The organism is Heliorestis convoluta, from assembly GCF_009649955.1.
Taxonomy (GTDB): Bacteria; Bacillota; Desulfitobacteriia; order Heliobacteriales; family Heliobacteriaceae; genus Heliorestis; species Heliorestis convoluta.
Map to the genome: position 1 here is coordinate 203,903 of NZ_CP045875.1, position 15,897 is coordinate 219,799.

At 40.3% G+C, this 15,897-nt stretch carries 15 protein-coding genes and 1 riboswitch; of the genes, 12 read left to right on the forward strand and 3 right to left on the reverse strand.

Annotated elements, in window-relative coordinates:
* Positions 1–39 precede the first annotated feature (39 nt).
* The 6 genes from FTV88_RS00885 to FTV88_RS00910 all read left to right on the forward strand — a co-directional run bounded on the left by FTV88_RS00885 (position 40) and on the right by FTV88_RS00910 (position 5,742).
* A complete protein-coding gene (locus FTV88_RS00885; RefSeq protein ID WP_153723960.1) occupies positions 40–993 on the forward strand; it encodes a tyrosine-type recombinase/integrase in 954 nt (317 codons plus the stop codon).
* 586 nt (positions 994–1,579) lie between these two features.
* Entirely contained in the window at positions 1,580–2,122 is a 543-nt protein-coding gene (locus tag FTV88_RS00890; RefSeq protein WP_153723961.1) for a hypothetical protein, read from the forward strand.
* A 346-nt stretch (positions 2,123–2,468) separates the two neighbouring features.
* Complete coding sequence (locus tag FTV88_RS00895) at positions 2,469–3,416, forward strand: hypothetical protein (RefSeq protein ID WP_153723962.1); 948 nt, start codon at positions 2,469–2,471, stop codon at positions 3,414–3,416.
* A 133-nt stretch (positions 3,417–3,549) separates the two neighbouring features.
* Complete coding sequence (locus tag FTV88_RS00900; RefSeq protein WP_153723963.1) at positions 3,550–4,122, forward strand: hypothetical protein; 573 nt, start codon at positions 3,550–3,552, stop codon at positions 4,120–4,122.
* Positions 4,123–4,145: 23 nt separating this feature from the next.
* A complete protein-coding gene (locus FTV88_RS00905; protein ID WP_153723964.1) occupies positions 4,146–4,643 on the forward strand; it encodes a hypothetical protein in 498 nt (165 codons plus the stop codon).
* 199 nt (positions 4,644–4,842) lie between these two features.
* Positions 4,843–5,742, forward strand: a complete 900-nt coding sequence (locus tag FTV88_RS00910; protein ID WP_153723965.1) for a tyrosine-type recombinase/integrase — start codon at positions 4,843–4,845, stop codon at positions 5,740–5,742.
* An 854-nt stretch (positions 5,743–6,596) separates the two neighbouring features.
* Here FTV88_RS00910 and htpX read toward each other — a convergent pair.
* On the reverse strand, positions 6,597–7,475 hold the full coding sequence (htpX, locus tag FTV88_RS00915; RefSeq protein ID WP_243137229.1) for a zinc metalloprotease HtpX: 879 nt from the start codon (positions 7,473–7,475) through the stop codon (positions 6,597–6,599).
* A 19-nt stretch (positions 7,476–7,494) separates the two neighbouring features.
* Positions 7,495–8,043 carry a LemA family protein gene (locus tag FTV88_RS00920; protein ID WP_153723966.1) on the reverse strand — a complete coding sequence of 183 codons (549 nt, stop codon included), beginning with the start codon at positions 8,041–8,043 and terminating at the stop codon, positions 7,495–7,497.
* Positions 8,044–8,429: 386 nt separating this feature from the next.
* Here FTV88_RS00920 and FTV88_RS15485 point away from each other — a divergent pair, with 386 nt between their 5' ends.
* The 5 genes from FTV88_RS15485 to FTV88_RS00945 all read left to right on the forward strand — a co-directional run bounded on the left by FTV88_RS15485 (position 8,430) and on the right by FTV88_RS00945 (position 13,786).
* A complete protein-coding gene (locus FTV88_RS15485; RefSeq protein WP_162007839.1) occupies positions 8,430–8,627 on the forward strand; it encodes an aspartyl-phosphate phosphatase Spo0E family protein in 198 nt (65 codons plus the stop codon).
* A 393-nt stretch (positions 8,628–9,020) separates the two neighbouring features.
* Complete coding sequence (locus tag FTV88_RS00930; protein ID WP_153723968.1) at positions 9,021–9,452, forward strand: small multi-drug export protein; 432 nt, start codon at positions 9,021–9,023, stop codon at positions 9,450–9,452.
* A gap of 163 nt (positions 9,453–9,615) precedes the next feature.
* A riboswitch (ZMP/ZTP riboswitch) is annotated at positions 9,616–9,699 on the forward strand.
* 140 nt (positions 9,700–9,839) lie between these two features.
* A complete protein-coding gene (gene pflB, locus FTV88_RS00935) occupies positions 9,840–12,071 on the forward strand; it encodes a formate C-acetyltransferase (protein ID WP_153723969.1) in 2,232 nt (743 codons plus the stop codon).
* Positions 12,058–12,798: a pyruvate formate-lyase-activating protein gene (gene pflA / locus FTV88_RS00940; RefSeq protein WP_153723970.1), complete on the forward strand. Its 741-nt coding sequence runs from the start codon at positions 12,058–12,060 to the stop codon at positions 12,796–12,798. The genes pflB and pflA overlap by 14 nt, the downstream gene beginning before the upstream one ends.
* A 121-nt stretch (positions 12,799–12,919) precedes the next feature.
* Complete coding sequence (locus tag FTV88_RS00945; RefSeq protein ID WP_153723971.1) at positions 12,920–13,786, forward strand: universal stress protein; 867 nt, start codon at positions 12,920–12,922, stop codon at positions 13,784–13,786.
* A gap of 45 nt (positions 13,787–13,831) precedes the next feature.
* On the opposite strand, the gene FTV88_RS00950 is transcribed toward FTV88_RS00945, so the two are convergent.
* The gene (locus tag FTV88_RS00950) at positions 13,832–14,404 is read right to left on the reverse strand and encodes a hypothetical protein (RefSeq protein ID WP_153723972.1); all 573 of its coding nucleotides are present in this window, start codon (positions 14,402–14,404) and stop codon (positions 13,832–13,834) included.
* A gap of 167 nt (positions 14,405–14,571) precedes the next feature.
* Between FTV88_RS00950 and FTV88_RS00955 the strand changes: the two genes are divergently transcribed.
* Positions 14,572–15,285, forward strand: coding sequence for a YetF domain-containing protein (locus tag FTV88_RS00955; protein WP_153723973.1), 714 nt, complete (start codon positions 14,572–14,574; stop codon positions 15,283–15,285).
* Positions 15,286–15,897: the final 612 nt, after the last annotated feature.

The window sequence follows — 15,897 nt, forward strand, 5'->3', positions numbered from 1 at the left end:
TATCACCTTTTTTGCAGAGAGCAGAGAGGTGGTTTTTTTATGCCCAAGAAACGTTCCCGTGTTGAAAATCTTAACGAAATTAAAAGGGAGATTAGCTGGGAGAAGGCCGTTAGTAATTTTTTAACCTGGAAAAGAGCAGAAGGTCGAGCGGAAAGAACATTGAAGGATTATTCCTACCACTTAGCTCGATTTCAGAAGCTTTATCCTGACGTTCAACTTACCAATGATGACAACTTACGTGAAAAGCTATGGGACTATATGGCCGATGACGTAAAGCCTGCTTATTACAATAACAAACTTGTTTACTTAAGGACTTTTTTGAACTGGTTGGTCGAAGAAGGTTTTTTGACAGATAATCCCTTAAAAAAACTAAAGAAACGAAAAGCAGACGATCGGATTGTTCGCTTAGATGCTGATACGTTGAAGCAACTACTTGCTTTGCCTGATCAGAAAACTTACTCTGGCCTTCGTGACTATGCTCTATTGCTTTTTCAAATCGACACAGGTGTTAGACCAAAAGAAGCACTAACTCTTTTAGTATCAGATCTGAATCTCAAAGCTTACGAAATAAGGATTCAAGCAGAACATGCTAAAACGAGAATTTCCAGAACGTTGCCGATCAGTAGCATAACAGCCAAGGCTATACATAAGCTGATCCATGTAAGGCCTACAGATTGGGATGACTCTGTTACTGTCTTCTGTACTTATGAAGGCAACGATATGAGCGTTGATAGCTGGTACAAGCGAGTAAGCTTTTACGGTTCTCAATTAGGTCAAACAATTTACCCTTATCAACTACGACATACTTTTGCAATCGAATTTTTACGCAATGGTGGCAATGCTTTTGCTTTGCAAAAAGCGATGGGCCATTCTGATATGAATATGACGAAAAAGTATATAGCATTAGCAGACAGCGACTTAAAAGAACAGCATTTGTTAGCTTCGCCGATTTCTAACCTTGTGCAAGAGAAAAAACGTATTAAGAAGATATGATCTTGTTCTAGCTCCTTACTACTATATTCCGTTTTTATATATAAAACGTGACGAAAGCAGCCTTGCTTTCGTTATTTTTTTTGCAACGAAAATGAATAGTCACGAAATAGATAAAAATAAGGAATTATAGTAGCAGTTCATTGTTTTTTGTTTTAAGACCTTTATTCAACAAAATGTTTTTTCTCTTTTTAGTAGTGGCGAAGCACCCTTGAGCGAAGCGAAAGGGTTTGTTTCTTGCTCCAAGTTTCCTTCTCTAAGATACAAAGAAGTAGAGATACAGGGAAGGAACAAAAGACAAAGATACAGGAGAAGAAATTCAGTCTGTTCGCCTCGCTCCAGTCTGAATTTGGCTTCGCCACTTTTACTAAGAAAGAATAAATTTTCATTCTTGGTTATGGGATATATTTTCGTTGAATGATTCAATTCTTATAGGAGGGATAATAAAGGACGCTTTAGCACAAAGGCCGAAAAACCTTGATATATCAACGTTTATAGACTGTTATAGCTTAAAAAAGTGTTTACTGGACTGAACAAAGACGTTCAAAGAAATAAACATGATTCTGGATTTTATTAGGAAGGGGTAAAGATGACTAAGCAATTTATTGATCCCGAAACAGGCGAAATAATCAGTGTTGTTGAAGGTAACGGAAAGTTTAAGAACAAGAGCGACACAGAGCAGTATGTCTTAGTTAAAGCTGAACAAGGTGCTACAGTATCACAGAAAAAATATAATAAGTTTACAAAGACTAAAGAGCCATTCGCAATGATCTACACGGAAGCATTACAAGAACTTTTGTTGAATAATCAAGATTCGTTGATAGGCTCAGAGAAAGAATTCTTATTTACGATAATTCCTTTCATCTCATACGATGGGATACTTTATAAAAAAAATAAATACGATCAAGAAGAGCCGATCAATTATTCGATCATAATGGAGCTAATGGGCTGGAAAAGCAGAGCGACGACCAACAAAGTAATGAATAGCTTGCTGAGGAAAGGGATCATTAACATTGTCAAAAATGGTTCTTCTAAGCATGTAGAGATTAATCCAAGATACTTTTTTCGTGGTCGTAAAGATACGAGAGATAAGAAGATAAATGCCTTTATGGAGCGTTGGCAAGTATCGTGATAAGAGGGGTACTGCTCGCTGAATCTTTAATATATGAAGAAGCGAAGAGGACGCCTGACACGATTCAGGACGTCCTTTTTCGTTGCGTAATATGAAGTAACTGAAAGGTTGAGGGATCAGATAATGGCAGCATGAAAAACGGTAACAGAAATTGTTTTCGAATATAGAGTAAGAGAAAAAATTTACTAGTTATTTCTCATCAAAGCTATGGTGTTGGAAACGCTTCGAAATAAAGCAAAAACAAACATGAAAAAAGAGGAATTTATGTATACAACAAAGAAAGAAAAATAATACAGGTATTACATTTGATTCTTTTGTAAAAGAGGGGAAAAGTGAGGCTGTCATCATGAAAAATATAATTTGTCCCTTATGTGGAGAAGAGACTCAAAACAAATCTAGTGAAGCTGATCGTAGTAGATCAATAACGACATTAGAGTGTAGAACTTGTGGGAAATATTCTTATACAGATGAAGTATTTGAAGATCGCTTAAAATTTATAGAGAAAGAAAAAAGTTTTCTTTCTGCAGTAATTCGAGAAATGACAATCCATAATCGACCTAAGCCTACCATTGTTAATAATTCAAGTTTAGCACATATGCAACAGCCTTTTTACCCTGGTCCATTTTTGGAGATTGTACAACTTATTAACTTATATCCAAAAACGATATCTGATAAACTAGACAGATCACTTAATAATCTGGCAAAGCTATCAGAGTATGCAGGACATGGACATAAGCTAGATTCGAATATAGATTTTCCAATTTTCTTTGCAGAAAACAGAACAGCATATTATTTTCTATTAGATCATCTTAAGTCAGAAGAGCTAGTCAAAGTAAATTCAAACGGATGCTTTTTAACAATAAGAGGTTGGAGTAAAGTAGCAGAAATTGAAAGAACGAAAGAGCAGATATCTGATCAGTGCTTTGTTGCTATGTGGTTTGATCCATCATTAACTCAAGCTTGGGAAGAAGGTATATCTAAAGCTGTAAAAGAGTCAGGTTATCGGCCTGTAAGAATCGACGAAATACATCATAACAACAAAATCTGTGATGAGATAATTGCTGAAATCAGAAAAAGTAAGTTTCTTGTTTGTGATTTTACTGGAAATCGTGGTGGTGTTTACTTTGAAGCAGGATTTGGAATGGGACTGGGCTTGCCTGTTATTTGGACATGCCGTAAAGATGATATAGGTACTATTCACTTCGATACTAGGCAATATAACCATATTTTGTGGGAAAGTGAAGAAGACTTATTTAATCAACTTTACAATAGAATAAGAGCTACTATTTATTGAAAAATATTCTCTTACTTCAAATTCCGAATAATCTTCCATACTAATTCTTCGCTTTATTCATAAAAAGCCTCAATTAATTCTTGTTACTGGCGATCTTGATTTTTAATAACACTAAAACATAGGAGGGTACAAATTGAGAATATTAACCGTCTTTGTTTGTGGAATTTTCCTTTTTATAATTTTATCAGGTTGCACTAATTCTGCCACTCACACTGAAAAGGAATTGAAAGTTAATGAATCAGTTGACAAAAAAGTAAATAGTGAACAAGTAACAATGAGTGAAGCTGAGTACCTTATTCAAAGTGCTACGTCAGACTTAGATTCAGTTGAAAGACTAAATTGGGCTGTTAAGTCAATAACAACATTAAGTGGTTATAAGCCAAATGATGATAAATGGAAAAAGGAGTTAGATAATATTATACTCCAAGTTTCTAATGAACTTGAGAGTTATAAAAAGATTAATCCACCAAAAAACTATTCAGAGCATCACAAAGAAATTCAAAAAGGTCTTGCTGCTGAAGAATTATTTTTCAAAACATTAAAATCCTATGCTGAATCAGGATACTCTTATGTGAGGATTAATTCCGACATTACATTAATGGATTATTTAGAGGCTTCCTTAAAACATGCCAATAATGCTAGGAATATAGTTGAAACATATCGTAAAAGTAAGATAGATGATCAAGTAAATCAGAGAATACAATAGTTTTAACGAAAGGTAGAAAAAGAATGATTTATAAAAAAAGCTATATATTGCCTTCTACATTAATGCTTTTCTTTATATTCCTTTTATTATCTGGGTGTAACACTAAACAAGAAGTTGCAGAAGAAGAAATAAAAGTAGAAAAAATTGACGTAGCAATAGATTTTAGTTATAAAGTGAATAGTAATCGTTTTATTCAATTTACTGTTACTACAAATCTTCCAGATGGAATGAAATTAGGATTAGGAATATCAAATAATGATGGTTATAGTGCAGGAGATAATGTAGTTGTCAAAAACGGAATGGTTAAGAGTACTTGGTTTAGTAACTACAAAAATCTAAATAGCAGTCTAGATCCTGGGGAATATAAGTTTAGAGTTTTTTCAATTGTTCCCAATTTACAGCCAGTAAGCGTAAGGGAATATATTGGTGAAGAAGGAGAAAACTTAACTGGAGAATATGTTAAATATGACTCTATTAGTGGAAATTTAATAAGATTTGAAAAGTATTTTACAATTGAATAGAATTTCAAGTCTGATATATATAAATAGAACCGACACAATTGTACAAGACGATCTATATTTGTAGGTCGTCTTTTTGTTCCTTAACGTCATATTCTCTATACATATATGACAAGTTAATGCTATACTAGAGCCAGAAAGCCTGTAGTTTCGTCTCAGTATCTCCGAAAAATCTTGTCATATATGTGAAGGAGAATAGAATATGCTCAACGATTTTCTTGATTCGCTGAAGCTGCAAGGCAAATCCGATTTGACGATTCAACAATATCAGAGTACATGGAATCGATTAGAAAAATGGTGGATTAACGCTAATAACGACCCCCTACATACCCCCCATACCCCTATCTATGTCCTGCAAAGTATAACTCAATTAGACATAGCAAATTTCAAGCGTTACCTTACCAATAAGTACAAGCCATCTACAACTTCTATCACCTTGACACAACTACGGGTGATATTTCAGTTTTACGTTAATAAAGGCATTATCCCTGATAATCCTGCAACCTATGTTGATAATGTCCCTGTGACGATTTCTTCGCCGAAATGGTTGAACCGTAACGAACAAAACAGCCTTATTCGTGAAGTACGAAAAAATAGTAACCTTCGAGAGATTACTATCATAACATTGCTCTTGCATACAGGCCTTCGAGTAGAAGAAGCTGTAGAGTTAAAACTAACCGATATTCGCTTAACCGATCGTAAAGGTATGATATTCGTAAGAAAGGGTAAAGGTGGAAAGTATCGAGAAATTCCGCTGAATAAAGACGCTAGACAAGCTCTTCAACGTTACTTAGAAGAACACAAGCCGAAAGGACTGTACTTGATCGATACTCAGCGATCAGATAAAACGACAACAAGAGCTATACAGCATATCGTCGAAAAGTACAGAAAGAAAACAGAGATCGATCACCTAACCTGCCATTCTCTTCGCCATACTTTCGGTCATGAACTGGCTCAAAGAAAAATTCCGTTGGATGTAATCGCTAGGCTAATGGGCCATACCAAATCCGATGGCACACCGAATCTTACAATGACCAGTCGATATACCCAACCTGGGGAAGAAGATCTAACGAAAGCAGTAGAAGAGCTAAACTGGACATAGTATCAGTACACTCTAAAATCCTTTCTAAGCCGCTCTAATGTTCTCTAGGTAACAATCTATTAGAAGAAAAATAGAATGGCTTAGAGAGGCAACTATTCAAGATTAACAAAGATATTCGTCTAGAATAAAATGGTTCAAGAAAGATTGAAAAGCTTTCAACCTATATCAACTTAAATTATATTGCTAAAGAACCAAAGTAACTAAGAAACAAATTTTTACAAGGCCAAAGCCAAGTCCTTCGGACCTTATGTCAAATAAATGTTGATGGAACAAGGAAAATAGCGTATGATTAGGTCGGAACCAGTCCTTCGGACCTATAATTCGCATCTCTGATTAAAAAAGGTAGCTCCGAATGAGTTAGAGCTGATATATAACGAAATATGAGGGTAAAAATGACATTAGCTTCTCACCAATTCTCGGAGGTCTGAAGCGAACTTTATCGAGATAGCCTGACCAACGCTTTGTCTGTCGTGCGGAAGGAAGGCGAAATCTAAAACGAGAGACTACGCTCGTAGATGCCTATGTGGGTATTTCTTCGGACGCTGGGTTCGACTCCCGCCGCCTCCACCAAAAACCTTGATTTATAAGGCTTTGTGGACATTTTGATGGATTAAAAATCAACCTGTTCGAAAGACAAAAATAACTTCGAACACCCTACGTCAAATGAAAGATGTGGGGTGTTTTTTCGATATCAGGGGAGACTGATATCGCTAAGCTAACATCTACGCAGCGGGAAAAAACGAGCCGACTCCTGTAAGTTTTGCAGGAGTCGGCTTCTATTTTATAGTCCATTGTTTGCCTACTTCTTGACTAAATAGTATGCTGGGTCTGAACCTCTAGCCGATTTGTTGCAGTCACATCTTCCTCAATCGTGCGACCCGTTCTTCCACAGGTGGGTGCGTTGCAAAGAGGCGGCTCACTTTTTTCTTCAGCGGATCCGCAATATATAAGGCAGCCGAACTTGCTTTGGCACTTTCCACAGGTTCGGGGTGGGTGCTGATTTTTTCTAAAGCACGAGCCAAAGCTTCCGGGTTGCGATTCAGAGCGGCCCCATCGCTGTCGGCTAAGAACTCTCGATTGCGAGAGAGCGCCAGTTGGATAAAAGTGGCCACAAGGGGCGACAAGATAACAAAGATCAAAGCAATGACCAGAATGGCTGGGTGAAGGTTATTATTATTTCGGCGCTTGCCGAAGAAGAACATGCGCATGCCAAAGTCACTGATGATGGCCACGACAGCGACCAAGGCGATGGCGATAGTCGCTAAGCGGACATCGTAGTTGCGGATATGAGCAATTTCATGGGCCACCACCGCTTCCACTTCTTCGCGGTTCAATCGATCAAGCAATCCAGATGTGACCGCAACTGTGGCAGATTCCGGTTTTAATCCGGCGGCGAAGGCATTCGGCGAAGGATCGGATATGATGTACACTTGAGGCATGGGGATGCGAGCTGCTAAAGCGAGACCTTCCACGGTATGCCAAAGGAAAGGATGATGGTCCCTCGATTCAATTCTTTGGGCTCCATTCAGGCGCATGAGCATACGTGTTGACTGGAAGAGTACAAAAGCGACATAAATGACAGCAATAACAGCAGCGGTGATTGCGCCGGAGAGCCAATCGCCTGTTTGAGCGTAACTCAACAAGCCTCCTAAGAGGAGGATGAAAGAAACAAAAGCAAGAACGATGAAAATGCTCTTACGCTTATTGCTTTCGATTTGCTGGTATAATATCATCGTCATTCCTCATGTGCTGTCAAAACTGAACGCGGACGTTTTCACGTTCAGCTTCAGGGATTTGCAGTAACTGTTCTTCCTTGAAACCATGCACAGTCGCTACAAAGTTCGTCGGGATGCTCTGAATCTTGGTGTTATACTTCATGACGGTGTTGTTATACAGTTGGCGTGCATAAGCGATTTTATTTTCAGTCCCGCTTAGTTCTTCTTGTAACCGAAGAAAGTTTTGGTTCGCTTTGAGATCCGGATAGGCCTCGGAAAGGGCAAAGATGGAGCGCAGTGCACCTGTGATCATATTATTGGCTTCAATTTTATCCTGCGGGGAGTTTTCGGGAGAAATCAGTAAATTACGCGCCTTAATAACTTTCTCCAAAGTTTCTTGTTCATGTTTGGCATATCCTTTGACTGTTTCCACCAGGTTAGGGATCAGGTCATAGCGGCGACGCAATTGCACATCAATCTGCGCCCACGATTCTCGCACCCAGTTGCGGTATTTGATCAGCGAATTATAGCTGATAACCCAAAATAATCCAATGATCAAGACGGCAACTATCGTAGGTAGAAGCATGACGTAACCTCCTTTGTGACACTATCTTATGATTTGCTTGTGCTTATATTGAATACCTGAATCTTTTTGCCATAAAAAATGTTCCTGTGGGTAACTGAAAAACCTCTAAATTCCAAGCTTCTCTATTTTTCGAGATCGAAACTTCTAACACGTGATCACAATCACTGTCGAAATAACATAAAAATGATACAATAATTCTGAAAAATGGAAATAAAGCAAAACATTCACTGTCGAAAGCCTTTTTACCTGACACAACTCCTTGCTCAAGCATGCAAAAAGTCAAAAAAGTAATTGAAAAAACTATCACCCAAAAGAAGGTATTTGTAACTACTTGTCGAACTAAGGAAAAAATGGCAACCACGACCTATTATGAAGGAATGAGGGGTATGAAAGAAAAAATCGCCTTGCTCAGGAAAATTAACAAAAAACGGGAGGCCATGTATCAAGCCGTTGAAGCGGGAGAAGCCTACGACAAAGTGTACAAGCTTTCTTGTGAGTTAGATCTTTTAATTGTTGACTATATGAAGAAATATCAGCACTATAAGCAACAAGGATGCAGCAACGGTGCCTTAACATGCTGTTAGTCCAAATAGATAAAGCCTGTGAGACATAAGTCTTCTTCAGAGATAGAGACAGACCTCATTAGCAAAGCAATAAATAAAAAGCCTAGAACTTTTGATCTAGGCTTTCTTCTATTTCTTCGCACCAACTTCCACATTCTACGCACATACTCTTTAGCTTCCTTATCTCTTTTAGGTCACGACACCCGTACCCCTTACTCATATTTACTCCCTCAGCGACCCATAAGCAAACAGAGCCTCTCAGGCATATAATGAAAAAATAGCACGTAAAAGCGAGTTATCCTTGAGAATTTTACTCATTTTACGTTATAATGATTTTAATAACCTAAAAGGAAGTATTAACAAAACTTTGGTACGCGTTTTTCCATTACGTCTTTGTAAAAGAGGTCTGCATCGATGGAGTATATCTTACTGTGTCTAACGGCTTGGTTTCTTGGCTTTGCTCCTACACTCGGTATTTACGTTGCCGTCCCAAGTACCATGCTTATGGGACTTGATCCTATCTCAACGATTATTTGGGCCGGTATAGGTAACTTCTTACCGATTCCACTTCTTGTATACTTTTACGACCAATTTACAAAAGTAGAATGGATTAAGAAGCGATTAGAAGCCCTGAAACAGCATCGTTTTCGCAAGCAAGTCAAAGAGTACGGAGCCTACATGGTACTTGTCACAACACCTTTTATCGGTACTTGGGTAATTGGTGTACTAGCTCGAGCCTTTGGCATGGGGAAGACGAAACTTTTTGCATCCTCTGCAATCAGCATAGCTGCCTATAGTATTGTATTTGCTGCTCTAACCAAAATGGGTGCTGACTTTGTAAAATAAAGAAAACCATGGTTTACAGAGAAGAATCACAGTTGCCTTGCCTTGGAGGCAAGGCTTTTTTCTTGCGAACCCCCATGTCCACCCACAGTTTTTTTTCACCTTGACAGAAAGATGTACACCGACCTATAATCACAGTATACAAATCATCAACAGCAACTGCATAAAGGGGTCACATAACTGGCGGAAGTGGAGTTTACCACAGGGAGTGTGACTATATCTTAAAAAGCCGACCGCCTGGGCGATCTTTGTCCAGGCGGTCTCTCTATTTTAAACACTAGAGTATAGCAAAAAATAGAGAACCCGGACAAGAGAACTATTTTTCACGAAATGTAACACCATCGACCTTAAGCAGCATTGTCAATCAACGCAGAGCAGGAGGTAAAACTCATGAGCAAATCCTGGAATGGATTCAAAGGTGAAAAGTGGAAGAAAGAAATCGATGTCCGGGCATTTATACAAGATAACTACAAACCTTACCATGGTACGAAAGACTTTCTAACAGAAGCAACAGCAAGAACGAAAGAGCTGTTCTCTCAACTTTCTGAGGAAATGAAAATAGAACGACAGCGCGGCGGCGTTTACGACGTAGACACCAACAAGGTTAGCACTATCACTTCTCATGCTCCCGGTTATATTGAACGCGAAAATGAGCAGATCGTAGGTCTACAAACCGATCAAGTCTTAAAGCGATCGGTCATGCCCTTTGCCGGCATCCGTATGGTAAAGCAATCTTGTGAAGCCTACGGCTATGAGCTCAACCCAGAAATCGAGCGTATTTTCACCGAATATCGTCAAACCCATAACCAAGCTGTCATGGATGCGTACACACCAGAGATGCGCAAAGCCCGCAAATCAGGCTTAATCACAGGCCTTCCTGACGCTTATGGACGTGGACGAATCATTGGCGATTATCGTCGTGTAGCTCTTTATGGTGTCGAGCGGTTGATCGAAGAGAAAAAAAGAGAACTCTCTACAGTGGGTCTCGTCTATATGGATGAAGAGAGCATTCGCCTGCGCGAAGAATTGCAACAGCAAATAGTTTCATTAAAAGATCTGATTACCATGGCACAATCCTACGGCTTCGACATTCGTCGTCCTGCAGAAAATAGCCAAGAAGCCATTCAGTGGCTCTATTTTGCCTACCTTGGCGCTGTAAAAGAGCAAAACGGTGCAGCCATGAGCCTAGGTCGCGTCTCTACCTTCTTAGATATTTATATGGAACGAGATTTAGAGCAAGGCCTTTATACAGAGCAAGAAATCCAAGAATTGATGGATCACTTTATCATGAAGCTTCGTGCTGTTCGCTTTCTCCGTCCCCCCGCTTATAACGAACTTTTTAGTGGTGACCCCACCTGGATTACAGAGTGTATCGGCGGCATGGGTCTAGATGGGCGTACTCTAGTAACGAAAAACGCCTATCGCACCTTGCAGAGCTTACGAAATCTCGGACCTGCGCCGGAGCCGAACTTGACGGTACTCTGGTCAGCGCAATTGCCCGAACCTTTTAAGCGTTTTTGTGCCGAACTTTCCGCAGCAACATCAGCCATCCAATATGAAAACGACGATCTCATGCGTCCCTACTGGGGCGACGATTACGGCATTGCCTGCTGTGTATCGGCCATGCGCTTAGGAAAGCAGATGCAGTTTTTTGGAGCTCGTGCCAATCTAGCAAAAGCCCTACTTTACGCCATCAACGGTGGTAAAGACGAATTAACAGGGGAACAAGTGGGTGCGCCTTTTACCCCTATCACCGCGGAAGTTCTTGACTATCATGAAGTGATGGAACGTTATGACACCTTCTTAGAATGGTTAGCACGCCTCTATATGGACACGCTAAATATAATCCATGCCATGCACGACAAGTATGCCTATGAAAGCTTACAGATGGCTCTTCATGATCGAGATATTGTACGGACCATGGCCTGCGGCTTTGCTGGATTTTCTGTTGTTGTCGACTCACTATCAGCCATTCGCTACGCCAAAGTTTCTACCATTCGCAACGAAGCGGGTCTGGTTGTTGATTACAGCATAGAAGGAGACTATCCTGCCTTCGGCAACGACGATCCGAGAGTCGACCAGATTGCTGTTGACATGGTCAAGCGTTTTATGAACAAGTTACGCAACTGCAAAAGTTATCGTCAATCGGTGCCTACGCAAAGCATACTAACGATTACCTCTAACGTTGTATACGGCAAAATGACCGGGAATACACCCGATGGAAGAAGAAGTGGAGAGCCTTTTGCACCCGGTGCCAACCCCATGTGTGGACGAGATCGCAAAGGTGTTTTAGCCGTCATGAACTCTCTGGCTACGTTACCCTATGAACATAGCCAGGATGGCATATCCTACACTTTCTCCATCGTACCCCAGGCGCTCGGAAGCACAGCGGAAGAAAGAATCAACCATCTTACGGCACTCTTAGATGGTTACTTTCAGCAAGGAGGACATCACATCAACGTGAACGTCATAGACCGCCAGCAACTGATCGAAGCCATGGAGCAACCCGAGAAATACCCTCAACTCACCATCCGTGTCTCCGGTTATGCTGTTAACTTCATTAAATTGACTCGAGAACAACAGCTCGACGTCATCCAACGAACTTTCCATGAAAAGTTTTAACGATATAGCAGCGCCTGTTCACTCTATCGAAACATTGGGCACGGTAGATGGTCCAGGCATTCGCTTTATTCTCTTTCTAGCAGGCTGTCCACTGCGCTGTCTTTACTGTCACAATAGCGATACCTGGGATCCATCAGTAGGAAAAGAAACAACAGTATCAGAAGTCATTGCAGAAATAAAACGTTATAAAGCTTTTTACGATCGCTCCGGAGGCGGACTCACCGTCTCCGGCGGCGAACCGACTTTACATGCTTATTTTTTGGCTGAATTGTTTCAACGTTGTCAGGGAGAAGGGATTCATACTTGTCTTGATACATCGGGCTTTTGCGATCAAGAGAAGGCTGAACTTTTTCTCCCTTATACTGATCTTGTTCTACTTGATATTAAGCATATGGATCCGCAAAAACATCGCCAAATCACAGGCGTTGACGCCTACAAGAGCATTGCTTTTTCTCAGTATGTAACAGAAAAAAACATAGCCACCTGGATTCGCTACGTCTTAGTGCCAGGCTACACCGACGCAACAGAAGATATAGAAAAGCTTTGCGCTTATGTAGCTACCATGAATAAGGTAGAACGAATTACATTTTTGCCCTTTCATCAACTAGGCAGCGCCAAGCGTGAAGCACTTGGAATCGCCAATCCTCTCGCCGATCTAAAAGCACCTTCTCCAGAAAAAATAGCAGAAGCACAAGAGATTGCTCAAAAGTATGGCTTAAAAATATAAGCACTTCTTGACGCAGGATAAACAATACTTTACCATTATATTACGAAAGCTTTCACAATGGACAAAGTTGCGAAAGCCCTGTCGTGGTAGTAATCGAAGGTATCAAGAAGGGGGAAGAGCCATGCTAGAGAAAGCACTACTATGCACAGACCTATCCCCACCTGCGGAGAAGCTGTCTTTGTTTGCGGAAAAGCTCGGAAGTGCTGGACTCAAAGAACTTATCCTTGCACACATTATGACAAAAGCACGACACGATGAAGAAGATAGTAAGGTTTCAGAAGAAGTTCTAGAAAAGCTAGAGCAACAAAAGAAAATACTAGAACAACAGGGGCTGTCAGTTACCGTAGAAGTAACCATTGGAGTCCCTGCTGTAGAATTGGTAAAAATCGCGGAAAAAGAAAATGTATCCGTGATCATAATCGGCTCTCACGGCAAAGGCATATTCAAGAAGCTCGCCATTGGTAGCGTTTCTTCTGAAGTTTTACAAAATACATCGAGAGCCTGCCTTTTCATACCTATCTCACTCACCGATGCCGAAGAAACTTATCAACTGCCTTCTGAGAATCTCTGCTCGAACATTCTATACTGTACGGACTTCTCAGAAGCATCGGAGCAAGCTTTTGTGCAGGTAAAAAGAATCGTTCAAAAGTTTGGTTGCACCGTCACGATGTTACATGTACAAGATCGAAGTCTCATTGAAACATATTACTGGCAGCAAATCGACGACATTGCCGATGAAATGTATGACAATCTTAAAAAGCAAAGTCAAGAATTAGTCGAACTAGGGGCCAGAGAAGCCCACATAAAACTAACCTATGGCTACCCCAAAGAACTAATAGTCGACAAGCTAAAAAGTGAAGATTTTTCTCTCGTCATTATGGGTAGCCAGGGAAAAGGGTTTATACAAGAACTTTTTCTAGGCAGTGTAAGTTATAACGTCCTTCGCAACTCGCCTGTTCCCGTTCTCCTAATTCCGCCAAAACGATAAAAAGAAAGCCTTGAGGATCAGAAATCCTTAAGGCTTTTTCTTCCTTTAAAGATGAAGCAGTAACCGTTTTACGGGACTGTCGTTGAAAAGTATTTTTTTCAACTTCAATAGAGGGATGGAAAATTCTTTTTGATTTATAATCACAACAAGATCCTTAAAGGTTAAAAAATAATCATTTTCTTTTGGGAAGGGTTCTCTGAAGGGCTCTGCTGTCACCACGAATGGAAAGGTAAATATTTTCTCATAGTCACTTTCTTTGTCAAAGAGATCGGGCAATGTTAGCTTTTTACCGGTAAAGAGATCAAAGTTTAATGATTTCATCATCGAGTAAAGAGTCTCTTGGTTGGTTCGTTGTGAAAAGACTTCTTGGCTCAAACTGAGCAGATACTTGGTATTTAAGTTAATTTTATATCGTCCTGTGATCATAACCGATTCATGATCTTGAGCACATGTTTGAATCATCTGTTGAACAAGATTTTTGATCTGCTCATTGACTGATTCTTCAATTGAATAATCACAAAAATTGACCAATCGTGGATGAGTTACATTAAGTCGAGGCCCTGTGACTTTCTGGCTGATAATTTTGGGATCACAAGGTACTTCATAAAGATAGATCATTTGGCGCTCTCTCCTTTTATGATGGGAGAAGACTAAGCACTTTTAACCATTTTATGTAAAAAATAAAGGTTTGGAACATTTTCTTTTTCTATGGCTTTAAAAAAGCGAACAAAATGTCATAAGCTGTCTTATTAGGAGAGATAATGCTCATAGAAAGGAGGCTTTCCTTGGAAGAATTTATCAAAGTACTTTGGAAATCAATCGCTGTTTTCTTCATACTGATTATTTTAAGTAGAGTCATTGGTAAGAAATTACTTTCTCAATTGACTTTTTTTGATTTTGTCATTGGCATTGTTATGGGCACCGTAGCAGGTGCTTTTATTGTCACAGAAGTAGAAGGGCGCTGGGTCCTTTTAAGTCCGCTGATCTTAACCATCTGTATTATCGCTACGTCTTTTTTTACAACAAGCAATCTTTCCGCTCGCAAAATTTTAGAAGGTGAACCTGTTGTAGTAATTCAAAATGGAAAAATCCTTGAGCACAACATGCTCAAATTACGGCTTCATCTAGACGATCTAGAGATGCAACTACGAGAAAAAGGAATTTTTGATATCAGGGAAGTAGAATTTGCTGTCTTTGAACCCCACGGCTATCTAAGTGTCCTCAAAAAATCACAATACCAGCCTGTCACCATGAAAGACCTAGGTCGACCCACAACCTATAAAGGATTGGCCACTGAAATTATCAAAGACGGTGATGTGATAGAGCAGAACTTAAAGCAGAACAACCTTACCTTTAGTTGGCTTTATGATGAATTGCGAAGAAGAAAAATCGAGCGTATCTCCGATGTATTCTACGCATCTTTAGAAAGCGATGGGACTCTCTATGTTGATCTTTACAAAGACAAGCTAGAGTACATTCACAAAGTAGAAGACTCTTAAGCTCAAAATATCAAAGTACAAAAAAAGAGTCCCCCCATAAAAGGGACTCTTTTGGTGGCACAGGGACGTTTCGTTTGGCAGCGTGTCACGGGGACGTTTCGTTTGCCACGCAATTTTCATCGTTGGTTGTGCCCAACCAGGCATGACTGGTTAGTCCGAAAATAGCTACTGTGGTGGGTCAGGCGTTATGATTTCCTTCCGAACGGACTCATCCCACGCCATGAGCGGCAGCAAGCTGCCGATGGCTGAGGTCTGAAGTCCTCTCTCCAGGAAGTCATAACGCCTGACCCAGGTACATTTTGCTGGTTGTGACTGAGTTTTGGCCTATTGCATTGCAAATACAATAGGTAGTTGCGTATAGAAGATAGTTTCGCCAAGCTATGTCAACGGGAGTAACAATCAGCAAAAAACGCTCTGGGCCAGGGCATCACGCTTTCCGCAGCGGGACTTGGGACCTCAGCGCATCAGTAGCTTGCTGGCGGTAACAGCGTGGGACCAGTCCAGAGCGGAGGAAAGCGTGATGCCCTGGCCCTCTGCAAGAAGTAACCCCAACGTGATCAGAAAAACTTGATTTTCATCGTTGGTTGTGCCCGACCGGGCATGACGAGTTCG